Source organism: Roseiflexus castenholzii DSM 13941, from assembly GCF_000017805.1.
GTDB classification, from domain to species: domain Bacteria; phylum Chloroflexota; class Chloroflexia; order Chloroflexales; family Roseiflexaceae; genus Roseiflexus; species Roseiflexus castenholzii.
On sequence record NC_009767.1, the window covers coordinates 1,193,601 to 1,216,927 of the forward strand.

Sequence of the window (23,327 nt, forward strand, 5' to 3'; positions counted from 1 at the left end):
GCCATGGACGGAAACGCAAGCCCCCTGCCGCTGGCGGGCATTCGCGTCATTGATGCTGCAACTGTTGTTGCGGCGCCGTTCTGCGCCACCCTGCTTGGCGAATTCGGCGCGGATGTGTTGAAGGTCGAGCATCCCGTTGGGGGTGATGCGCTGCGGCGTTTTGGCACGCCGACCGCGCGCGGCGATACGCTGACCTGGCTCAGTGAGTCGCGTAACAAGCGTTCGGTGACGCTCAACCTGCAACATCCCGAAGGTGCGCAGCTTTTTAAGGACCTGGTGGCAAAAGCCGATGTGCTATGCGAGAACTTTCGTCCCGGCACGCTGGAAAAGTGGGGGCTAGGGTGGGATGTTCTCAGTCAGATCAATCCGGGACTAATCATGTTGCGGGTAACCGGCTATGGGCAAACAGGACCGTACAAGGATCGTCCGGGATTTGCTCGAATTGCCCACGCGGTCGGCGGTATTTCGTACCTCGCCGGCATGCCGAAAGGAACGCCGGTCACTCCGGGATCGACGACGCTTGGCGATTACATGACCGGGCTGTACGGGTGCATCGGTGTGCTGCTGGCGCTGCATTACCGCGAGAAAACCGGTCGCGGACAGTATATCGATGCCGCTCTGTATGAATCGGTCTTTCGTTGTAGCGATGAGTTGGTGCCTGCCTACGGCATGTACAAAAAAGTGCGCGAACGGCATGGACCGCACCACAACGACTTTGCCTGTCCCCATGGTCACTTCCAGACGAAGGACGGCAAATGGGTTGCTATTTCCTGTGCAACCGACAAATTGTTCGCGCGACTGGCGAAGGCGATGGGTCGCCCTGAGCTGGCGTCGTCGAGCATCTATGGTGAGCAGAAGATCCGTCTTGAGCATGCAAACGATGTGAACGAGATCGTGCGCGACTGGTGTAGTTCGCTTACTCGCGCCGAGGTGCTGGAACGCTGCAATGCGACCGCCACTCCTGCTGCGCCGCTCAACGACATCGCCGATATCTTCGGCAATCGCCAGGTCCATGCGCGGCGCAATCTCATCGCGGTAGACGTGGAGGATTTGGGCGAAACGATCATCGTGCCCAACATTGTGCCCAAACTGTCGGAAACACCGGGGCGGATCAGGAGTCTCGGTCCCAGGCTCGGCGAGCATACCGACGAGGTGCTCAAGGAGGTGCTCGGGATGAGTGATGATCAGATCGGCGAATTGCGCGCCAAACGGGTGATTTGACCGGCAGGCGAAAGGTGAGCGGTGAGCGGTTTGCGCGTTGTCGTTGACCGTTGCGCGTGGGAGGGGCGGAAGGTGGCAAGGGTGCAGACGGAGAAGGGAAAGGGAGGAGCGCGTGTGTATGCGCCCGCAGCCGCCGATACACGGCGTTGCCCATGCGGTGCGTGGTCTTCGTGCTCGTTCGCGCCCTTCGCGGACTGCCCGGTAGTGGCCAGGGTGTAGGCGGGAAGGGGAAAGGGTGCAGTTTGAATCGCGCAAACTCCTTACCCCCAACCCCTCATCGGAGAAACGCACAATGAACGGTATTCTCAGTGGCATGCGGATTGTCGAAGGGTCGGCGTTCGTGGCTGCGCCGCTTGGCGGAATGACCCTGGCGCAGTTAGGCGCCGATGTGATCCGTTTCGATCCGATTGGCGGCGGACTCGATTACAAACGCTGGCCCGTGACCCTCGACGGCAAGCACAGCCTGTTCTGGGCTGGTCTCAACAAAGGCAAGCGTTCGATTGCCATCGATATTCGCCATCCGCGCGGGCAAGAGTTGTTGACGCAACTCATTTGCGCGCCCGGCGACGAGGCGGGGTTGTTCATCACCAATTTTCCGGCGCGCGGCTGGCTCAGTTACGAAGCGTTGAAAGCGCACCGCGCCGATCTGATCATGGTCAATCTGCTGGGGCGGCGTGACGGCGGCTCGGAAGTCGATTACACGGTCAACCCGCAGTTAGGGCTGCCGTTTATGACCGGTCCTTTCACTTCGCCCGAGGTGGTCAACCACGTCCTGCCGGCATGGGATATTGTCACCGGGCAGATGATTGCGCTCGGTCTGCTGGCTGCCGAACGCCACCGGCGGCGCACCGGCGAAGGGCAACTGGTCAAACTGGCGTTGAAGGATGTCGGGCTGGCCATGATCGGTCATCTTGGCATGATTGCCGAAGTGATGATCAACGATGCCGACCGCCCGAAACAGGGAAACTACCTGTATGGCGCATTTGGGCGCGATTTTGAGACCCTCGACGGCAAGCGAGTGATGGTCGTGGGGTTGACCGACCTGCAATGGAAGGCGCTCGGCAAGGCGACCGGATTGACCGACGCTTTCAACGCGCTCGGCGCGCGTCTGGGTCTCGACATGAACGACGAAGGCAACCGCTTTCGCGCCCGGCGAGAAATTGCTGCCTTGCTGGAACCCTGGTTCCATGCGCGCACATTCGCTGAGGTGCGTCGCGTCTTCGAGGAGCACCGTGTTACCTGGGGACCGTACCGCACCGTGCGCGAAGCCATCGCACAGGACCCCGACTGCTCGACAGAGAACCCGATGTTCACCATGGTCGAACAACCCGGTATTGGCACATATCTCATGCCCGCCTCGCCGCTCGATTTCAGCCGGATGCCGCGGTTACCGGCGCAGCGCGCGCCGCGGCTCGGCGAACACACCGACGAAATCCTGCTGGAGGTGCTTGGCTTGAGTGACGGCGAAGTCGGCAAACTGCACGATGAAGGGATCGTCGCTGGACCTGAAGAGGAATAAGGAGGAACGATGAAACTTCCCATTCACTTCTACAAGCCGCTGGCGGCTGGCGCGCCACAACCGATCCGCGAACTGCCGGTGCGCCCTGAGCGGGTGATCCACTTCTTCCCGCCGCACGTCGAAAAGATTCGCGCGCGCATTCCCGAAGTGGCGAAGCAGGTGGATGTGCTGTGCGGCAACCTGGAAGATGCCATTCCGATCGATGCCAAAGAAGCGGCGCGCGCCGGGTTCATCGAGGTCGCCCGCAATACCGATTTCGGCGACACCGCGCTCTGGGTGCGGGTCAATGCCCTCAACAGCCCCTGGGTGCTCGATGACATCGCCGACATCGTCGCCACCGTCGGCAACAAACTCGACGTCATGATGATCCCCAAGGTCGAAGGACCGTGGGATATCCACTTTGTGGATCAGTACCTGGCGCTGCTGGAGGCGAAGCATCAGATTCAGAAGCCGATCCTGATCCATGCGCTGCTGGAGACGGCGCAGGGCATGATGAATCTGGAGGCGATCGCCGGCGCCAGCCCGCGCATGCATGGCTTCAGCCTGGGACCGGCGGACCTGGCGGCGTCGCGTGGAATGAAGACCACGCGCGTTGGCGGCGGGCATCCGTTCTATGGCGTGCTTGCCGACCCGCAGGAAGGGCAGGAGCATCGCCCCTTCTACCAGCAGGACCTGTGGCACTACACGATTGCGCGCATGGTCGATGTCGCCGTTGCGCACGGGCTGCGCGCTTTCTACGGACCGTTTGGCGACATCAAGGACGAAGCCGCCTGCGAGGCGCAGTTCCGCAACGCCTTCCTCCTTGGTTGCACCGGCGCCTGGTCGCTTGCGCCGAACCAGATTCCGATCGCCAAGCGCGTCTTCAGTCCCGATGTCAATGAAGTCCTGTTCGCCAAACGCATCCTCGACGCCATGCCCGACGGTTCCGGCGTGGCCATGATCGACGGCAAGATGCAGGACGACGCGACCTGGAAGCAGGCGAAGGTGATCGTCGATCTGGCGCGGATGATCGCCAAAAAGGACCCCGAACTGGCGCAGGCGTATGGGTTCTAAGCGCAGGAGGGCGGCATGAGCGTCAAAACCAATCCCGGCAATTTTTTCGAGGACTTTCGATTGGGGCAGGAGATCGTTCACGCCACCCCGCGCACCGTCACCGAGGGGGATGTGGCGCTCTACACCTCGCTCTATGGCTCGCGGTTTGCGCTGACATCATCGACTCCGTTTGCGCAGACGCTGGGGCTGGAGCGCGCGCCAATCGACAGTTTGCTGGTGTTTCACATTGTGTTCGGCAAAACCGTGCCCGACATTTCACTCAACGCAATTGCCAATCTGGGGTATGCCGGCGGACGCTTCGGTGTGACCGTGTACCCTGGTGACACGCTCTCGACGACTTCGACCGTCATCGGGCTGCGGCAGAACAAGGACGGCAAAACTGGCGTTGTGTATGTCCATTCAGTTGGCGTCAACCAGCGCAACGAAATCGTTCTCGAATACACGCGCTGGGTTATGGTGCGTAAACGTGATCTGAATGCGCCTGCACCGGAGACGATTGTGCCGACGTTGCCCGAATCGGTTCCGGTGACGGACCTGACCGTTCCCTACCGATTGCAACCGGGGCAGTACGACCTTGCGCGCGCCGGAAGTTCGTATTTGTGGGAAGACTATGAAGTTGGCGAGAAGATCGATCATGTCGATGGGGTCACCATCGAAGAAGCCGAGCACATGCAGGCGACGCGCCTGTACCAGAATACGGCGCGGGTGCATTTCAACCTGCATGTGGAGAAGGAAGGGCGCTTTGGGCGACGGATCGTCTACGGCGGGCATATCATCAGTCTGGCGCGTGCGCTGTCGTTCAACGGGCTGGCGAACGCCCTGAGCATCGCCGCGATCAACAGTGGTCGCCATACGAACCCGAGTTTCGCCGGCGACACGATCTACGCCTGGTCGGAAATCCTCGACAAGATGGAAATTCCGGGCCGTGCCGATATTGGCGCGCTGCGGGTGCGCACGGTCGCCGCCAAGGACCGCTCATGCCACGATTTCCCGTACCAGAACGCCGATGGAACCTATGACCCGGCGGTTGTGCTCGACTTCGACTACACCGTGCTTATGCCGCGGCGGATGTGATGATTGGGTTCTCATGATGGTCATTTGTCCGGCGCCCACACCGGACGGCGTTTTTCAATGAAAGCGTCGATCCCTTCCTGGGCGCATGGTTCCATCATGTTGCATGCCATCGTCTCACCCGCCAACCGATAGGCATCGGCAATCCCCATCTCGATCTGGCGGTAGAAGAGCGACTTGCCGATCGCAATCGCTTCCGCCGGTCGGGCGACGATGGCGTCGGTCAGGCGCTGCACCTCGGCGTCGAGATCGGTGGCCGGCACAACGCGATTGACCAGTCCGAGCGCCTGTGCGGTATGGGCGTCGATAAACTCGCCGGTGACGAGCATCTCAAAGGCGGCTTTGCGCCCGATATTGCGCGACAGCGCCACACCTGGCGTCGAGCAGAATAGCCCCACGTTGATGCCGGAAACCGCAAACGTCGCCTCCTCTGCGGCGACTGCCAGGTCGCACATGGCGACTAACTGACACCCGGCTGCCGTGGCAATCCCGTGCACACGCGCGATCACCGGTTGTGGCAGGCGCTGGATCGTCAGCATCACCTGCGAGCAGCGGGCGAATAATTCTTCGTAGTACTCCTGGCTGGAATTCGCCCTCATCTGTTTCAGGTCGTGTCCGGCACAGAAGGCTTTGCCCTGCCCGGCGATGATTACCACGCGCGCCTGCGGATCGGCGGCTACGGCATCGAGTTCTGCCTGAAGCGCGGCGAGCATTTCTTCGGAGAGCGCGTTGAACTGTCGCGGACGGTTCAGCGTCAGCCGCACCACGCCGCGCGCGTCGCGGTCGGCAATCACGTATGGCTCGGTGGCGGGAAGGGTTTCGGCTACCTGCATGGCATGCTCCTCTCTGTCGGTAATGACACCGTTTCCGCTTCTTTGGGCGCATGGGCGGTGCGCCCGGTACGCACTTCGTTTGTGGACTTCTCCTGCTTCTCACTCCTGCCCCATCAACCCTTGCCGGCGAACGATGACGGTGACCCGCGTTCGATGTGCCGCCTGGAGTCTGGTGAGGATGTTCGAGCGGCGGATCAGGATTATGCTGAAGGACCTTGTGCGTTGCTCTCGCAAGGATCGATCTCATCACCGGAATCCTACATCACGATCGGTCTGCCGGCAACCGTCACGAACGCTTGCCCGAATACGGTGAATATCATCGTCATCGTCATTGCAAGGTGCGTATCGCTCCGCTCCTCGTTCCTATCCGGGACGTCGAGGGCAGGAACGGAGAGCAGGTAGGAGCCACGCCGCTGCTGACATGGTTGGGTAACGCCGCATCGTCGTGGGGTTCAGGGATCGCTTTCGTTTCAGTCCATGCCCCTTGGAAATCCAGGAAGAACACCGAAGTGGTGTGAAAGGTGACTTAGCACACGACATCATCACGACCCGACCATCGGCGATGGTTGCACTCCCGCGCCTCTCCGTAGATAATATCCGCCACACAGTTCCGTTCAGTACAGCAACGAGCAACCTATGGACGACCTTCTCATTCGTGGCGGGCACGTCATCGACCCGGCAAACGATCTGGACGCCCCTGCCGATGTTGCGATCCGCGACGGACGCATTGCAGCCGTGGCGCCAGCGCTCGACCCGGCTCAGGCGCTCCACGTGATCGACGCCTCAGGGCAGATCGTCACCCCGGGGCTGGTCGATTTGCACACCCACTTCTACTGGGGCGCCACGTACTGGGGCATCGAAGCAGACCCGGTTGCCGCACGTAGCGGCGTGACAACCTGGGTGGACGCGGGTAGCGCCGGGGCGTATAGTTTTCCGGGGTTTCGCGAGTTTATCTGCGCTGCCAGTCGGGTGCGGACGTTTGCTTTTCTCAACCTCTCGGCAATCGGGCTGATCGCGCCGACCTGGGAGTTCGCTAATCTCGACTACTGCGACGTCGATCTGGCGATCAGGACGGTAGAGGAGAACCGTGACATTATTGTAGGGATCAAGGCGCGCATCGATCACAACACGACGCGCGGCGTCGGCATTCGCCCGCTGCACCTGGCGCGCGCCCTCGCCGACCGGGTGGCGCTGCCGCTCATGGTGCACATCGGCAATGGCCCGCCTCCAATCGACGAGATTGTTGCATTGCTGCGCCCCGGCGATATTCTGACGCACTGTTTCACTGGCGGAACGCATCGGTTGCTCTTGAAGGACGGGCGCCTTTCCCCGATTGCGCGCGAGTTGCAGCAGCGCGGCGTGCTGCTTGACATCGGGCATGGAACAGGATCGTTCAGTTATCGCACTGCCGAAGCGGCGCTCCAGGAAGGGGTGCTGCCGGATATTATCAGCAGCGATATTCACCAACTCAGCGTCCAGGGTCCAATGTTCGATCTGCCGACGACCCTCTCGAAGTTCCTTGACCTGGGTTTGACGCTGCCCGATGTTATCGACCGGGCAACGCGCCGTCCGGCGCTGGCGATTGGCAAGCCGGAACTCGGAACGCTCCACCCCGGCAGTCCTGGCGATGTCGCGCTCTTTCGCGTCGAAGAGGGCGATTACACCTTTTTCGATGTCGAAATGAACGCCCGCCGCGGCAATCGGCGACTGACCTGCACTGCCACCATTGTGGGTGGAACGCTGCTGCCGCGCCTGCCGGAACGTCCCCCGGCAATCTGGGCGATCCTGCCCGATCATCAGCGGCGGATTCTTGTCCGGGAATAGCGGAAAAGAGCATTGGACAAAACCCGCGTGTCGCGATACGCTCATGGTTCAGTATCATGGTCAGGCATACGGAGGAGAGTTCGTGCGCGTGTTCATTACCGGCATCACCGGTCCGGTCGGCAGCGCCCTTGCAGACTATCTGGTGGCGCTTCCCGGCGTCGAGGTGCATGCCTTCAAGCGCTGGCGCAGCGATACGCGCCCGATTGCGCATCTCGCAGGGCGGATCACACTGCACGAAGGGGACATCGAAGACCCCTATTCGGTGATGCGCGCTGTGGAGCGGGCGGCGCCCGATCGTGTCTACCACCTGGCAGCGCAGAGTTACCCCAGCGAGTCGTGGGATGCGCCGATTGTCACGATGCGCACCAATGTCGAGGGAACGATCAATGTGCTGGAGGCGGTGCGGCGTCATGCGCCACGTGCGCGCGTCCACCTTGCGGGCACAAGCGCCGAGTATGGCTGGGTGCAGCCGGAGGACACGCCGATCCCCGAGACGCACCCCACGCGCCCGCTCAGCCCGTATGGCGTGAGCAAGGTCGCTGCCGGGTTGAGCGGACTCCAGTACGCCGCGAACTACGGCATGCACGTGGTGGTCACCCGCTCGTTCAACCACGTGGGACCGCACCAGGGGGACCGGTGCGCAATTCAGACATTCTGCCGCCAGATGGCGCTGATCGAATATGATCGTCAGGAGCCGGTCATCTACGTTGGCAATCTGGAAGCGCGGCGCGATTTCACCCACACCCGCGATGTGGCGCGCGCCCTCTGGCTGCTCCTCGACCACGGCGCTCCCGGCGAAATCTACAACCTCTGCTCCGGCGTGGCGACTCGTATCGGCGATATTGTCGCCATGGTGCAGCAGCACGGGCGCGTTCCAACGGAGGTGCGCGTCGATCCGGCGCGCCTCCGTCCGTCGGACGAACCGCTGCTCGTGGGTGATAATACGAAATTGCGCCAGACGACCGGGTGGCAGCCGCAGATCACGGTGCCGATGATCGTCGAGGAATTGATGGCGTACTGGCGGGAGCGACTGGCGTCGGGCGGGTGATCTCTTGAGACTCGCCGCGCGTTCGTCTAGCGGTGAACCGTCGGGCTGAACCGCAAGGGCGCTTGTGGAGTGCGAATACATGTTCCGTTATGCGTTCACCCGCCCGGCGACTGGTAAATGTGATATACGTCCGGCAGACGACCTGCGCCGCCGGTCGCATTTCCTTTGCGCGGCGGGCGAAAGCCCTCGCTCAGGGCATAGAAGCCCCCAAGGGGCTTGCACGATCTTAGCAAGGGCTTCAGCCCGCAGCAGCCTCAGCCCGCAGATTCCCGGCAGCGCAGTGGAGAAGACTGGCAGGGGGTGAAGGCGAAACAGGGCGTCACGCCCTATTTCAACGTCTCTTCCTTTGCTTACTGCGCTGCCGCCAGCGCCACGAACTCGATGGTCAGCACAACGTCATCGCTGACGTTTGCGACGAACGGCACACTCGGAATCTGGAGGTTGTAATCGCTCCGCTTCACAGTTGTGGTTGCGACACCGACGAGCCGTTCGGCAGACTCGGCGCGCACAGTCGCCTCGAACGCCACCGGTCGCGTAATGTCGCGGATGGTCAGATCGCCCCGGATAGTGAAGGTGAACGGCTCATTGAGCGCGCCGCTGCCGCTCAATCCCTCGATAGCCGTCGGCGTAAAGGTGATGAATTCGTACTGATCGGTATTCAGAATAAAGTTGCGAATCGCGCGATCACGGTTACCGCTGTCAGTCGCAAACGTGCGGGCATTCACCTGGATCACGCCGATCTGCGCCGTCGTCAGGTCGCTCGGATTGATGGCGAATTCACCGGCAACCTGGTTCGTCGTGCCAATCGCTTCGATTCGCTGCCCGCGCAGGTCTTCGGCAATGCGAAAACTGACCTTCGATTCATCGGCGACAATCTGGTATCGAATGACCTGATTCGGCGCGACACCGGCGGGTGGCGCGGTTGGCGCTTCCGTCGGCGCAACAGGCGCAGGTGATGCAGTTGCCACAGGAGCGGTCTCTGTGGGGGTTGCCGGCGCTGGATCGGCAGGCGCAGTCGTTGGCTCAGGCGCACTCGTGGGTTGCGCATTAATCGGGATTGCTGTCATCGGACCACTCGCAGGCTGGGTGTCGCCCAACACGCTATCAAAGATCCAGAACCCGGCGATAAGGACAATGAGCGCCGCAGCAGCGCCCAAAAACAGACGATTTCGATTCATGGATCAGATTTCTCCCTGGTAAGAATCATAATCGGGCGGTGCTCTATGGATGATGCTCCCACGATATGATACTGTCGAATCGTTTTGAAAAGAGCATGGATCAGATGAGAATTGTCTTAGCATTTGCCGGGTGATTGAACACAGGCGCGCGACTCGTGGTAATGTAGAATGCACAGCAATTATCGCCAATGGAAAGACGTTCCAGGGAGAACATCGCCATGACTGACACGGGAGTCGCTCTCACCAACGACGTGGAGGCGCGCATCGAAGCGCTGCTGCGACAGATGACGCTGGCGGAGAAGGTCGCGCTGATGGCAGGATCGAGCATGTGGACGACCACTCCCATCGAGCGGTTGGGGATTCCTGCGATCAAAGTCACGGACGGACCGAACGGCGCGCGGGGTGCAGGTGGATTCGTCGGTGGCGCCGTTACGGCAGCGTGCTTCCCTGTAGGAATTGCGCTGGCCGCGACATGGAACAGCAGGCTGGTGGAAGAGGTTGGCGAGGCGCTCGCCGAAGAAGCGCAATCCAAAGGCGCTCGCCTCCTGCTGGCGCCGACCGTTAACATCCATCGTTCGCCGCTCAATGGGCGCAACTTCGAGTGCTATTCCGAAGACCCGTATCTCTCGGCGCGCATGGCGGTCGCCTATATCACCGGGTTGCAGCGGCGCGGCGTTGGCGCGACGATCAAACACTACGTCTGCAACGACTCGGAGTTCGAGCGGAACACGATCAGTTCTGAGGTCGATGAACGCACATTGCGCGAGATCTATCTGCCTCCCTTTCGCGCTGCCGTGCAGGAGGCGAAAACCTGGGCGGTCATGGCGGCGTACAATCGTGTCAATGGGGTGTATGCCAGCGAGCATCCGGTATTGCTCAACGATATCCTGAAGCGCGAATGGGGATTCGATGGCATTGTGATGTCCGACTGGTTCGGCACGAAGAGCGTCGTCGAGGCTGCCGCCAACGGGCTGGACCTTGAAATGCCGGGACCAACGCGCTGGCGCGGTGAGCGATTAGTCGCCGCCGTCGAGAATGGTCAGGTGCGTATGGAAGCCATCGATGAGTCGGCTTGTCGAATATTGCGCACGATTGCGCGCGCGGGGGCGTTCGAGACACCGGAGATTCCCCCTGAGCAGGCGATTGATCGCCCTGAGCACCGGGCGCTGATCCGCCGTGCTGCCGCCGAGAGCATGGTGCTGCTCAAGAACGATGGCGGCATCCTGCCGCTCAATCTGGCGAACCTGTCGTCGATTGCGATCATCGGACCCAACGCGAAGACGGCACAGATCATGGGTGGCGGGAGCGCACAGGTCAACGCGCACTACGCCATTTCGCCCTACGACGGCATTGCGGCGCGAGTCGGCGGGCAGGTGATCCTGGAGTACGAGATCGGTTGCACGAACCATCGACACCTTCCGCGCTTCGATAGCCGATTGGTGACGCCGGAGAGCGGCGAGGGGCGCGGCTTTACCGTCGCTTACTACAACACCCACGACCTGTCCGGTGAGCCGGTTCATCAGGCGGCGACCGAGAGCAGCGAGCAGGTCTGGCTAGGGGAGGTGGCGCCGGGCGTCGATCCACGCCAGTTTTCGGCGCGTTTCACCGCGCGGTTTACGCCCGCCGAACGTGGAACGCATACCTTTAGCCTGATCAGCGCCGGGCTGAGTCGCCTCTTTGTCGACGACGTACTGATCATCGACAACTGGACGACCCAGACACGCGGGGATGCGTTCTTTGGCGCAGGAAGCGCCGAAGCGACGGCGCCGATGACGCTGGAAGCCGGTCGAACCTACGCGCTTCGCCTGGAATATAGTAATCAGGGCGCGACCATGCTTGCCGCTGTGCGGCTCGGCTATCTGCCGCCGGTTGCAGAAGACGCCATCGAGCGCGCCGCAGCCCTGGCGGCGCAATCCGACGTTGCGCTGGTGTTTGTCGGGCTGAATGCCGATTGGGAGAGCGAAGGGTATGATCGCCCGCATATGGACCTGGTCGGCAGGCAGGACGAACTGGTCGAGCGCGTGGCAGCCGCCAATCCGCGCACGATTGTCGTGCTGCAAACCGGTTCGCCGGTGACGATGCCGTGGCTGGATCGGGTGGCGGCGGTCCTTCAGGCGTGGTATCCCGGTCAGGAATGCGGTAACGCGATTGCCGACGTGTTGTTTGGCGATGTTAACCCCTCGGGCAGACTGCCGCAGACTTTTCCGGTTCGATTGGAAGACAATCCGGCATACATCAACTATCCCGGTGAGAACGGGCGGGTGCGCTACGGTGAAGGTATCTTCGTCGGCTACCGCTACTACGAGAAGAAAAAGGTTGCGCCGCTGTTTCCCTTTGGCTTCGGTCTTTCGTATACCACGTTCCGCTACGATAACCTGCGCCTGAGCGCCGATGTCATTGCTCCCGATGATCGGCTCACGGCGCAGATCGACATCACCAACACCGGGATGGTCGCCGGTCAGGAAGTGGTGCAACTGTACGTGCGCGACAGCGCCGCGCGCGTCGCCCGACCGGCAAAGGAGTTGAAAGGGTTTGTCAAAGTCGCGCTGCAACCGGGCGAGACACAAACGGTGACCTTCTCGCTTGATCGGGAGGCGCTGGCGTACTGGGACGACGTCCAGCATGCCTGGGTCGCCGAGGCAGGTGAGTTCGAGGTTCTTGTGGGAAGTTCATCGCAGGACATCCGGGCGCGCGCGGTGTTTCATCTGAATGATACTGTCGCCTTCGGCGGACCGACAAAGTCGCCGGTGCAACTGAGTGTCGACTCGCCGGTCAAGGCGTTGATCGAACACGACGGTGCGCGTGCAGTGCTGGAACGCCACATGCCCGGTTTTGTCGAACAGGCTGGCGTCGGTGTCATGATGGGGCTGACGCTGGCGCAGATGGCAGCATTCGCAGCGGATCGGATCACGCCGGAACTGTTGGGCGCGATTGCCGCAGACCTGGCGCGGATTCAGGCATGACGCGCAGCGGTCGGGACGCCTCTGGCAGGCACGGTTCAAGGGCGGACAGCACGTATGGGCATATCCGGCATGTATGGCGTTGGGATGCACCGTTTTCCCCTTACCCCCTGCTCCTCTCCCACGCGCGGGAGAGGGGCAGGGGGTGAGGTGCGCGGGTCCGTCCTCTGGCGGGAGTGCCGGAGTGCGCGGGGGTCCTGGGGCTGGCGCCGCCGGATACACGCTCTTGCCGCGCAACCCGCACGCGGGGGTTCTGGGGCTGGCGTCGTGCGGGGGGGGGCAGGGTGAAGGTAGCGCGTTGAACGCGCCCGATCCTTGCAGTCTCAACCGCGCAACCGTCTCGACTATGGAACGCCGCCGGTGGAGGCGGGAGCGGCGCGTCCGGCGTGGCAAAGCGGAGAAACCATTCGAACGCCTGGACACGACCGCTCCCCGGAAGGTATGGTTATGGTGATACCACTTCGCCAACGACAATGCGCTCGAAGGCGAGCGATCCGTCTGGCGCGACATCGATCAGAATGGTGTCGCCGTCGCGGAACTCGCCCTGCAACAGATGCAGCGCCAACGGGTTCTGGATGCGCTGCTGGATGACCCGCTTCAACGGACGCGCACCGAAGACCGGGTCGTACCCTTCGGCAACCAGTTTCTCGCGCGCCGCCGGGCTGAGTTCGAGCGAAATCTTGCGATCCGCCAGCAACCGACGCAATCGGTTGAGCTGGATCTCGACGATCTGCCCGATCTGCTCGCGCGACAGCGGCTTGAAGACGATGATCTCATCGATCCGGTTGAGGAACTCCGGTCGCAACTGCGTGCGCAGTTCCTCCATAACGCTGGCGCGAATAATGTCCTGCGACGCACCGCGCTGCGCCAGTTCCTGAATGGTCGGGCTGGCGATGTTGCTGGTCATGATGATCACAGTGTTCTTGAAGTTCACCACACGCCCATGGCCATCGGTAAGCCGCCCATCATCCAGAATCTGGAGCAGGATGTTGAAGACATCGGGGTGCGCTTTCTCCACCTCATCGAACAGCACGACCGAGTAGGGTTTGCGACGCACCGCTTCGGTTAACTGACCGCCCTCTTCGTAGCCGACATACCCCGGAGGCGCGCCGATCAGCCGCGCAACGGTGTGCTTCTCCATGTACTCCGACATATCGATACGCACCATCGCCTGCTCGTCGTCGAAGAGGAACTCTGCCAGCGCGCGCGCCAGTTCGGTCTTGCCAACGCCGGTTGGACCCAGGAACAGGAATGAGCCGAGTGGTCGGTTTGGGTCCTGCAAACCAGCGCGCGCGCGCCGCACGGCATTCGCCACTGCCGAAACCGCTTCGTCCTGTCCGACGACGCGCTGGTGCAGACGCTCTTCCATGTGCACCAGTTTCTCGATTTCGCCTTCGAGCAGTTTGGAGACCGGCACGCCTGTCCACTTCGAGACAATCTCGGCAATATCCTGTTCGGTCACTTCCTGACGTAGCATCCCGCCTCCCGATGCGCGGATCTGTTCCTCGATCTCCGCCAGCTGGCGCTCCAGGGTGTTGAGCCGCCCATACTGGAGTTCTGCCGCTTTGTTATAGTCGTACACCCGCTGTGCGCGCTCGATCTCGACGCGAGTCTGGTCGATCTGTTCCTTCAGTTGTTGCACCCGCGTCAGTTGCTCGCGTTCGCGCTGGAGTTGCGCTTCGACGGCGCGCCGCTGCTCTTGCAGGTTGGCAAGTTCCTGCTCCAGTTTCTCCAGACGCTCCTTGCTGGCTTTGTCTTTCTCCTTCTTCAGCGCCTCACGCTCAATTTCGAGTTGCATGATGCGCCGCTTCAGGTCATCGAGTTCCTGCGGGTCGCTGGTGATCTCCATGCGCAGCCGTGCCGCCGCTTCATCGATCAGGTCAATCGCTTTGTCCGGCAGGAAGCGGTCGGAGATATAGCGATCCGACAGCGTTGCGGCTGCAACAATTGCGGCATCGGTGATGCGCACGCCGTGATGGGTCTCATACCGCTCCTTCAAACCGCGCAGAATCGAGATGGTATCCTCGACCGACGGCGGATCGACCATCACCGGCTGGAAGCGCCGTTCGAGCGCGGCATCCTTTTCGATATGCTTGCGATACTCATCGAGCGTCGTGGCGCCCACCATGTGCAGTTCACCGCGCGCCAGCATTGGCTTGAGCATGTTGCTGGCATCCATTGCGCCCTCGGCGGCGCCGGCGCCAACAACCGTGTGCAACTCGTCGACGAACAAAATGACGTCGTCGCGCTCCTGAATCTCCTTCAGCACCGCTTTGAGCCGCTCTTCAAATTCACCGCGGTATTTGGCGCCGGCGATCAGCGCGCCCATGTCGAGCGCAATGATGCGCTTGTTCTTCAACGCCTCGGGCACATCTTCGCGCACGATGCGCTGCGCCAGCCCTTCGACGATGGCGGTTTTGCCGACGCCCGGCTCGCCGATCAGCACCGGATTGTTCTTGGTGCGGCGGCTGAGAATCTGGATCACGCGGCGGATCTCTTCGTCGCGCCCGATGACCGGGTCGAGTTTGCCGCGCCGCGCCAGTTCGGTCAGGTCGCGTCCATACTGTTCGAGTGCCGCATAGGTGCCCTCCGGCGTTGGACTGGTGACGCGCTGGCTGCCACGCACTTCACGCAACGCCTGGAGCAGTTTTTCGCGGGTAATGCCCGCCTGCCGCAGCACCCGCTCTGCGCCGCCGCCGGCGTGCTGCAAAATCGATAGCAGGAGATGTTCAGTGCTGATGTATTCGTCGCCGAACTGCGGCATCTCATCGGCAGCGCGCACAACGACAGTGCGCATGCGCGGCGAGTACTGGAGTTGTACGCCGCCGCCGCTGACCCGCGGGAACTTGTTGATCTCAGCACGTAGTTGCTGCACCAATGCGCCGACAGCTACATTGAGCTTCGTCAGCACCTGTGGCACGACGCCGTCGGTCTGTTCGAGCAGCGCCAGCAACAGGTGTTCCGGCTCGATCTGGCTGTTGCCGTTGCGCTCCGCCATGCTCTGCGCCGACAGCAAGGCTTCTTCCGATTTTTGGGTCAATCGATTGGTATTGAATGTCATCTATGTTTCCTCCTGGTAATCGAGAACTGGGGGCAGGGGTTAACCTTCGCGCCTGATGATTCACCACAGAGACACAGAGGACGCAGCGGCAAACCTTTTCCGGCCTTCCGCCGTCCTCTGTTCTACGTTTCCGCTTTACAACCCGCCTACCTGCAACCTGCAACCTCTTGCCTCTCGCCGCTCGCCTCCCCCTCTTGCCTCTTGCCTCTCGCCTCTCGCCGCTCGCCTCTTGCCACTCGCCTCCCACCTCTCGCCGCTTGCCTCTCGCCTCTCGCCTCTCGCCTGGTTTTCTGACACGTAGCATATCATGGTTCGGTCTCAATCGCGTTAGTGAACTGTTGGAGAAACGTATGAGCACGCAGCAGTCGCCTGTCTGGATCAGGCTGCCACAGTGCGCCGAGACACCGGTCGTTGCAGCGTATCGATTGCACGTTCACATCGAGCAGGATAGTGTTGCGCGAGTGCGGGTAAGCGCTGATGAGCGATACGAGTTATGGCTCGATGGTCATCGGATAGGACGCGGACCTGAACGTGGCGTGCCTGACATGTGGTTCTATGACATGTATGATCTGTCGCTGAGGGCAGGGAGACACGTGCTGACGGCGCGCGTCTGGCGTCTGAAAGAATTGGCGCCACTGGCGCAGATGAGCGTCGCGCCGGGATTCGTGCTCTGGGCTGATGCGCCCTTCCGCCATTTGCTTTCGACCGGCATCGCCCAATGGGAAGTCAAGTTACTGACCGGCTACTCGTTCTTTTTGCCGGGCGCCACATCATACTCGCCCTGGTTCTCCGGCGCCAATCAGGTCATCGATGGAGCATCATTCGATTGGGAGGCGCTGAACGGCGACGGTGACGGATGGGAACCGGCTGCGCATCGCATGGAGGGCAGGGCATTGCTCTTTGGCATTCAACCGGAACATGCGTTGACACCCGGACCGCTGCCGGCTCAGTGCTCCATACCACGCACTGCTGGCATTGTTCGATGGGTCAGCGCAGGAGCCTGGGAGAACCCGGAGATTGTGGCAGTGCTGCCCGACAATCGCATGGACGAGGAGCGCGACCACTGGCAGGCGCTGGCGGCGGGACAAGCGCCGTTCATCCTGCCACCCCATGAACGACGGCAGGTGATATTTGATCTCACCGACTATGTGTGCGCATATCCGCAGATTGTCGTATCTGGCGGAAGCGGCAGTGTGCTGACGATTGGTTGGGCGGAAGCATTGTTCTGGGACCTCAAAGGACAACGCAAAGAGCGCCGCGATCAGATCGAAGACCGCTATTTCGTCAGTCTGATGCGCGATGTGTTTCGTTCGGACGGCGGAGCAGAACGGGTGTTCACAACCCTCTGGTGGCGTGCCGGGCGCTATCTGCACCTGTTGGTCGAAACCGCCGACGAGCCACTGACCATTGAGTCATTCACTCTAACGGAGACGCGCTATCCGCTGGAGATGGAAAGTCGCCTGACACTGGACGATGAACGTCTGAGTCGCGCGCTGCCGCTTATGGTTCGCGCATTGCAGATGTGCTCTCACGAGACATATCTGGACTGTCCCTACTACGAGCAGATGATGTACGTGGGAGACGCGCGCCTGGAGGCGCTGACAACCTATGCAATCAGCCGCGATGACCGACTGGCGCGCAAGGCGCTCATGCTGTTCGATCATTCGCGTCAGGCGAGTGGCATGGTCCTGGCGCGGTTTCCGTGCTGCGACCGTCAGATCATTCCACCATTTGCGCTCTGGTGGGTGGCAATGATCCACGATTATGCCATGTGGCGCGGCGACCAGGCATTTATCGCCGGTCTGCTTCCCGGCATGCGCGCCGTGCTGGATGGGTTCCTGCGCCTGATCGATAGCGACGGACTGTTGCCATCGCCATCGGGGTGGAACTTCGTTGACTGGGTTCCCGCGTGGCGCCACGGCGTTCCGCCCGATGGCGACAGAGGGGTCAGCGGTGTGCTCAACTGGCATCTGGCATACACGCTGCGGCTGGCGGCAGAACTCGAACAGTGGGCAGGCGAAGCGGAGCTGGCGCAACGCTATGAGCGCCATCGAACGCGACTGGCAGCGCGCCTGATAGCGTGTTTCTGGAATGACGCGCGGGGATTGTTCGCCGATGACCTGGAGCATACCTCGTTCTCAGAGCACACACAGGCGCTGGCGGTATTGAGCGGTGCGCTCGACCCGCAACAACAGCAGCGCATTGCCGAACGGCTGCGCAACGATAGACATTTGACCCGGACGACGATCTTCTTCACGCACTATCTGTTTGAAGCATACTACATTCTGGGGATGGCAGACGCCTTCTTTGAACGGCTTGATGTGTGGCTCTCGCTCCCCGACGAAGGGTTTAAGACCACGCCAGAGCAACCGGAACCAACCCGTTCCGACTGTCACGGATGGGGAGCGCATCCGCTTTACCACTGTTTTGCAACTATTCTGGGCATCCGTCCGGCATCGTTCGGATTTGATCACGTGGTCATTGCTCCGATGCCAGGCCATCTGAGCGCCGTCTCCGGCGCACTGGCGCATCCACGCGGAATGATTGATGTGACGATCACGCAAATAAACGGACGAATGACCATCGATATCAATCTGCCGGAGGGATTAACCGGGACATTCCGGTACGGACATGTAGTGCAGGAATTGACCGCAGGGGCGCACCGTTGGTGCGCCTGAACGTTGGCGCGCGCCGGTAGCCCGCCTGCTGCGACGGAGCACAGACAGAGAGGGCGCGTCTCAGACGCGCCCACAGATGCGCCACATACAGGCGCGCGCCGGTAGCCCGCCCACACGAAGGCGCGAGTCACCGACTCCCATTGCGTCGCCGGTTCGCGTCGTTATCCAGCGCCAGGCGCACGCCGGTCTGCAACGTGCCGGCGGTGCGGATGCCTTCCAGGCTCACCCCCAGTTGCACCAGCGTCTGCGCCACCTGCGGCTTGATGCCGGTCAGCACCACCTGCGCGCCCAGCAGCCGCACCGCCTGCGCCGCGCAGGGCGTTGGCCACCTGCGTATCGACCACCTGCACCCCGGTGATGTCCACAATCGCCATCTCGGCGCGATACGCGGCCACCCCCTCGAGCAGCGCATCCACGATCTGCTGCGCTCGCGCGCTGTCGATGGCGCCGACCAGCGGCATAATCACCGCCGTCTCGCTGATCGGGATGAGCGGCGTCGAGAGTTCGCGGATGGCGGCGCGCTGCGCGTCGATCACCTGCTGCTGCAAGGCGAAGCGCTCCTCCTCGGCGCGCTTCTGTGCGCTGATGTCGCGCAGAAAGCCAATAATCCGAGGTGTGTCATTGGGTGACATCTGGGTGTACATGGTTGCAGCCACCGGTACGATGCCGCCGTCCTTGCGGCGGATGCGCGCTTCGAGGAACGCGGCTTTGCCTTCCGCCAGGCGCGCCAGAGTGACCTGCGCCGCGCGATAATCCTCGTCGTGAATGTAGTCGAAGCCATTCATGCCGATCAGGTCGTCGCCGTAGCCGGTCAACGCCTTGTAGGCGGCATTGGCGTAGAGAATGGCGCCGGCGAAATCGGCGACGCCGATGGCGTCGGGGGCGTTCTCGACGAGCGCCTCGAAGAGGCGCAGGCGCTCCTCGCGCTGCACTTCGGCGGTCAGGTCCTCGAACATGCCGGTCATGGCGACAGGATGACCGGCGTCGTTGCGAATGACGAAGGCGTTGATCCGCACCGGGATGGCGTGGCCGTTGCGATGGCGCAGGCGCGCACTACCGCGCCAGATGCCGCTGCGCATCACATCCTGCACATGCGCCTGAATGGTCGGGAGGTCCTCCTCAAAGTGCAGCGCCATCAGCGATACGCCGATCAGCGTGTCGTAGCCGATCAACTCGTGAAATGCAGGATTCGCATAAGTGATGACGCCGTCGATGTTCGCAATAGAGATCGCCTGTGGCGCAGTCTCGACCAGGGTGCGAAAACTGCGCAACTCTTCGATGATGGCGTGGTTGGTTGTGGTTGCGGTGACGCCGCTGGAGGAAGCGAGGCGTGCTTCCAGGTTGCTGACGCGCTGACGCAGCGCAGCGTTCTCGGCTTCAAGCGTAGTAATGTTCGCGTTCGTGGCGGTCATCGCAGAGCGCTCCTTCCTTTTCAATATCGTGTTTCACGAACCTGGTGATAAACGCTGCTGGCTCAGGCGGGTCGCTCATACGCCCGCTTCAACGGAACGTGACGTCTGGCGTTGGCACAGTTGACGACGTCTCAAGGTCGAATAATGGCAGCGCTGAATCTTCATTCTTTTGGAATGATATGCGCCACAGATTACCAGGACATTACCAGAAAAGCGTTCGGAAGATGGAAGACGGGAAAATTGCAGGTGAGTGCGAAGCCTGCCTTCACAGGCTCTACCCGACCATGCTGTTCATTTTCATCAGCGATGAGACACCCGCGTCAGGTGGTTCTTGCAGCGCTCGAAGGTTCACGGAGGCGGACACAGTTGAAGGCGCTGCGGGCTGACGCCCTGGCTCATAGGGAGGACCAAAACTCAGACAATCGAGCCCGTGCCTGTGAAGCGGCCGGCGTTGGTTTCGACAGGCTCACCATGCGCTGGATTCGACGGGCTCAGCCAACGCCGATCACGAGATTGTCCAATCTCTGGTTGATCTTCCTATACGACCAATTCCCTGTGACCATCCGGCATGGTCATCCCGATCAGCACGAGGGGTCGTGCGCGACCCGCTTCGATTCCTCGCTGCGCTCGGAATGACAAGTCGCTGCGCTCGGAATGACCAGCATGCGGCATCTTCAATCGTCATTGGTATACGATCGTGAAAGCACCACGACACTGGGGCTTCACCAGATGCAACCGGGCATCCTCAATCGTCATTGGTATACGATCGTGAAAGCCCCTCCGGGGATTCCATGACTCAGAGGAATTCACAGCTCAGAGTGGGCTGTCGTAGATGATTTTCGCAAACATCAACATTGCTTCGTGTCGCTTCGCGTCCTTCGTGGAGAGACTCGCCTACAGCATTGCCGCCAGATCGTTGCCCAGGCGAATCAGGCGTTGACACTGCGATTCGGGAAGGGTGTCGAGCGCGGGACGCACCTGCCGGTCGAGAATGCGTCTTGCTTCGTTGGTGCGCTTTGTGTCAATGGCGAGGCGCGCGTCGTCTATTGCCTGCACCAGTGTGGACGGCGCCTTTCCTTCGTCAACCAGAGGGCGCAGCGAGTCGGCGAGCGCCTGGCACAACTCCCACGGTCGCCACAACCCCAGCGTGCGCTCGTTGAACCCGTAGCCGGTCACCGGTCTCCCTGCCATTGTTCCTTCCAGGCGGGTCGGTCCGGTGAGATAATCGACCGGCATGCGGTGCGCCGGGGCAGGCGCCAGCGGCGTGCTGGTCACAATCAGATCGAGCGACGGCACATGGAACCGGTAGGCGTCGAGAAAGTAGCGCCTGTCGCCTCGCACGCCAAAGAGACGCTGAACAGGCGCGTAGAGCGGCGTGACATACCCTTCGTCACGGCAGTAACTGAGTGCTTCGATCCGGTACGCATCGGTGAACGACGTGCGCCCTTCAGGATCGGTGATCGTCAGTCCGCTGAACGGAATTTCACGGTTGCGCTCGTGACGTGCAAAGTTCCGCCACAGGCTCAGTTCCCACCCGTTGTCGAACGACATCTGCGCCCACTGGTGGCTGTAGCGATCCGCCAGTATGCCGGAGTACGCGCCAACATACTCCGGGAACCACTGCCGGTCGAGCCAACCGATGTCGCCCCACACCGCTTCTTCCACACCACGCCACCGGAGCGACCCGCGATAGCTCAGGCTCTGGAAGTAGGAGCGGGTATTCGGTTGCCCCATCACAGTGATGGCGCCGTTGTGAACCGGACCACCGACCGGTTGTGGCGGTTTGACCGCATCGACAACGAGATCGAGCGCCAGTGGATCGCCACGACTGTCGCGCCCGCATACATCGAGCGTATACCCGAATGGCACGAGATCGCCGGAAGCATCGTACCGCGCCCAGAAGCGGCTCTTCCAGCACGGTGAGTTCCAGGCGACGCCAAGATGACCGCGTGTAATCGTCAGACGTTGACGAAACCAGCGTTTTGGAGGCAGGTCATACGACGCGAATGTGGTATATCCGCCGTTCGCAAGATCGAACAGCGCGCCGAGGTGCATATCGATGCCGGAAGCGCTCGAAAAGCCGGAGAGACGCGCAAAAATGACGAAGAAAGCGTACCGTTTTCCGGTCTGTTCACCCTGCACAATCCCCGAAGCGTAGTAGGTGTCGCTCGCCATGTCCTGGTATCCTTCCGCCTGTGGGAAGCGCAGTTGTGGATCGTCGGGAACGAGAAGGTACGGATAGGAGCGCCACTCTTGCCGGCGCACACCGGCATTGATCATCATCGAAGCATCAGCCTGCTCGTCAAATTCAGACGTCACGGTTCACGCTCCTTACTCAAAACGGCGTCGACATCGGGCAGCAAGTGTTCGGCATAAATCACCCGGCGCGTGCGGGTTTCACAGCGCAGAATGAGCGAATTCGTCTCGGCGCGGTCGCGCTGATAGCGCACACCGTGGAGCAGTAATCCATCAGTAATACCGGTCGCTACAAAGAAGACCTCATTGGTTGCCACCATATCATTGCAGGTAAGCACCCGGCGGATGTCGAGACCGCGCTCCTCGATAGCGTGGTGCTCGGCAGCGCTCTGTGGCGCAAGTCGGGCCAGCATCGCGCCGCCAAGCGACCGCACCGCGCACGCAGCGATGATGCCCTCGGCAGCGCCGCCGATCCCCATGAGCACATCGACCGGCCCGCCGGGCATAGCGGCGAGCACCGCGCCGGCAATATCACCATCGTCCGCCAGCATAACACGCGCGCCGGCCGCGCGGATTTCGTTCACCAGATCGACGTGACGCGGTCGGTCGAGCACAAAAACAACCAGGTCGCGGATTTCTTTGCCGAGGGTGCGCGCAATCAGCGCCAGTGTCCATCCAGCAGGCGCGCCAAGGCATTCCGGCACCAGCGCGTGCGCTGTTTCGCGACTGACGACCAGTTTCTCCATGTATGCCGCCGGCGCAGGCGACCAGAGGGCGCCACGCGGCGCGACCGCCGCAACCGCGATCGCGCCGGAGCGTCCCTGCACCAGGAGGCGCAACCCATCGACCGGATCGACGACAACATCGACCGGCGGACCGCCACGACCGACGTGTCGACCGCTGATCAGACCGGATGGCGATTTCAGGCGACCTTCCTCGCCGACGACGATCCATCCATCGAAATCAAGCAGATCAAGCGTGGCCGCCATCGCGTGTTCTGCTGCTGCGTTCGCCTCGTTGCGCCGACCAAGCCCCATCCAGCGTCCGGCGCTGATGGCAGCGGCTTCGGTCGCCCGCACGAGATCAAGCCCGGTGTTACGACTGAGTTGTGTGACGCTCATGACTGGATTCTGCCTGTGGCGTCAGCCGATACGCGCGCCTTTTCTCCTTGCTTTTGCCGGCGCCACCAGTGTAGGACAGAGCACGATCAGTGTCAATTGCGCGACTTGGTCGAGCCATGATGCACTGCATCGCAGCGTGTGAATGAATTCAT

Annotated in this window: 14 protein-coding genes; 8 read left to right on the top strand and 6 right to left on the bottom strand. The window is 61.5% G+C overall.

The genetic code is table 11. The annotated features are described in order from the left end of the window. Positions 1-3: 3 nt before the first annotated feature. From RCAS_RS04665 to RCAS_RS04680, 4 genes are all read left to right on the top strand, one after another. A complete protein-coding gene (locus tag RCAS_RS04665; RefSeq protein WP_012119455.1) occupies positions 4-1,221 on the top strand; it encodes a CaiB/BaiF CoA transferase family protein in 1,218 nt (405 codons plus the stop codon). Positions 1,222-1,513: 292 nt separating this feature from the next. Then, a complete protein-coding gene (locus tag RCAS_RS04670; protein ID WP_012119456.1) occupies positions 1,514-2,740 on the top strand; it encodes a 2-methylfumaryl-CoA isomerase in 1,227 nt (408 codons plus the stop codon). A 9-nt stretch (positions 2,741-2,749) separates the two neighbouring features. Then, positions 2,750-3,793: an HpcH/HpaI aldolase/citrate lyase family protein gene (locus RCAS_RS04675; RefSeq protein WP_012119457.1), complete on the top strand. Its 1,044-nt coding sequence runs from the start codon at positions 2,750-2,752 to the stop codon at positions 3,791-3,793. A 15-nt stretch (positions 3,794-3,808) separates the two neighbouring features. After that, complete coding sequence (locus tag RCAS_RS04680) at positions 3,809-4,867, top strand: MaoC family dehydratase (protein WP_012119458.1); 1,059 nt, start codon at positions 3,809-3,811, stop codon at positions 4,865-4,867. Positions 4,868-4,887: 20 nt separating this feature from the next. Here RCAS_RS04680 and RCAS_RS04685 read toward each other — a convergent pair whose 3' ends face one another. Then, positions 4,888-5,697: an enoyl-CoA hydratase gene (locus RCAS_RS04685; RefSeq protein WP_012119459.1), complete on the bottom strand. Its 810-nt coding sequence runs from the start codon at positions 5,695-5,697 to the stop codon at positions 4,888-4,890. 636 nt (positions 5,698-6,333) lie between these two features. Between RCAS_RS04685 and RCAS_RS04690 the strand changes: the two genes are divergently transcribed. Together RCAS_RS04690 and RCAS_RS04695 are read left to right on the top strand one after the other, a co-directional pair. Then, the gene (locus RCAS_RS04690) at positions 6,334-7,521 is read left to right on the top strand and encodes an amidohydrolase/deacetylase family metallohydrolase (RefSeq protein ID WP_012119461.1); all 1,188 of its coding nucleotides are present in this window, start codon (positions 6,334-6,336) and stop codon (positions 7,519-7,521) included. Between the two features lie 82 nt (positions 7,522-7,603). Further along, positions 7,604-8,569, top strand: a complete 966-nt coding sequence (locus RCAS_RS04695; RefSeq protein WP_041331649.1) for a GDP-mannose 4,6-dehydratase — start codon at positions 7,604-7,606, stop codon at positions 8,567-8,569. Between the two features lie 350 nt (positions 8,570-8,919). On the opposite strand, the gene RCAS_RS04700 is transcribed toward RCAS_RS04695, so the two are convergent. After that, on the bottom strand, positions 8,920-9,747 hold the full coding sequence (locus tag RCAS_RS04700) for a YceI family protein (protein WP_012119463.1): 828 nt from the start codon (positions 9,745-9,747) through the stop codon (positions 8,920-8,922). Between the two features lie 218 nt (positions 9,748-9,965). Between RCAS_RS04700 and RCAS_RS04705 the strand changes: the two genes are divergently transcribed. Next, entirely contained in the window at positions 9,966-12,710 is a 2,745-nt protein-coding gene (locus RCAS_RS04705; RefSeq protein WP_012119464.1) for a beta-glucosidase, read from the top strand. Between the two features lie 442 nt (positions 12,711-13,152). Here RCAS_RS04705 and clpB read toward each other — a convergent pair whose 3' ends face one another. Further along, entirely contained in the window at positions 13,153-15,768 is a 2,616-nt protein-coding gene (clpB, locus tag RCAS_RS04710; RefSeq protein WP_012119465.1) for an ATP-dependent chaperone ClpB, read from the bottom strand. A gap of 350 nt (positions 15,769-16,118) precedes the next feature. On the opposite strand from clpB, the gene RCAS_RS04715 reads away from it, so the two are divergent. Continuing rightward, positions 16,119-18,446: an alpha-L-rhamnosidase-related protein gene (locus RCAS_RS04715; RefSeq protein WP_012119466.1), complete on the top strand. Its 2,328-nt coding sequence runs from the start codon at positions 16,119-16,121 to the stop codon at positions 18,444-18,446. Positions 18,447-18,607: 161 nt separating this feature from the next. Here RCAS_RS04715 and RCAS_RS04720 read toward each other — a convergent pair whose 3' ends face one another. From RCAS_RS04720 to glpX, 3 genes are all read right to left on the bottom strand, one after another. Continuing rightward, complete coding sequence (locus RCAS_RS04720; protein WP_041330215.1) at positions 18,608-19,858, bottom strand: PAS domain S-box protein; 1,251 nt, start codon at positions 19,856-19,858, stop codon at positions 18,608-18,610. A gap of 894 nt (positions 19,859-20,752) precedes the next feature. Next, positions 20,753-22,177, bottom strand: a complete 1,425-nt coding sequence (locus tag RCAS_RS04730) for a hypothetical protein (RefSeq protein ID WP_012119467.1) — start codon at positions 22,175-22,177, stop codon at positions 20,753-20,755. After that, on the bottom strand, positions 22,174-23,175 hold the full coding sequence (gene glpX / locus RCAS_RS04735) for a class II fructose-bisphosphatase (protein WP_012119468.1): 1,002 nt from the start codon (positions 23,173-23,175) through the stop codon (positions 22,174-22,176). The genes RCAS_RS04730 and glpX overlap by 4 nt, the downstream gene beginning before the upstream one ends. Positions 23,176-23,327: the final 152 nt, after the last annotated feature.

Coding starts and splice junctions, on each gene's coding strand:
- RCAS_RS04665 (WP_012119455.1), top strand. CDS start 4: ATGGACGGAAACGCAAGCCCCCTGCCGCTGGCGGGCATTCGCGTCATT.
- RCAS_RS04670 (WP_012119456.1), top strand. CDS start 1,514: ATGAACGGTATTCTCAGTGGCATGCGGATTGTCGAAGGGTCGGCGTTC.
- RCAS_RS04675 (WP_012119457.1), top strand. CDS start 2,750: ATGAAACTTCCCATTCACTTCTACAAGCCGCTGGCGGCTGGCGCGCCA.
- RCAS_RS04680 (WP_012119458.1), top strand. CDS start 3,809: ATGAGCGTCAAAACCAATCCCGGCAATTTTTTCGAGGACTTTCGATTG.
- RCAS_RS04685 (WP_012119459.1), bottom strand. CDS start 5,697: ATGCAGGTAGCCGAAACCCTTCCCGCCACCGAGCCATACGTGATTGCC.
- RCAS_RS04690 (WP_012119461.1), top strand. CDS start 6,334: ATGGACGACCTTCTCATTCGTGGCGGGCACGTCATCGACCCGGCAAAC.
- RCAS_RS04700 (WP_012119463.1), bottom strand. CDS start 9,747: ATGAATCGAAATCGTCTGTTTTTGGGCGCTGCTGCGGCGCTCATTGTC.
- RCAS_RS04705 (WP_012119464.1), top strand. CDS start 9,966: ATGACTGACACGGGAGTCGCTCTCACCAACGACGTGGAGGCGCGCATC.
- clpB (WP_012119465.1), bottom strand. CDS start 15,768: ATGACATTCAATACCAATCGATTGACCCAAAAATCGGAAGAAGCCTTG.
- RCAS_RS04715 (WP_012119466.1), top strand. CDS start 16,119: ATGAGCACGCAGCAGTCGCCTGTCTGGATCAGGCTGCCACAGTGCGCC.
- RCAS_RS04720 (WP_041330215.1), bottom strand. CDS start 19,858: ATGACCGCCACGAACGCGAACATTACTACGCTTGAAGCCGAGAACGCT.
- glpX (WP_012119468.1), bottom strand. CDS start 23,175: ATGAGCGTCACACAACTCAGTCGTAACACCGGGCTTGATCTCGTGCGG.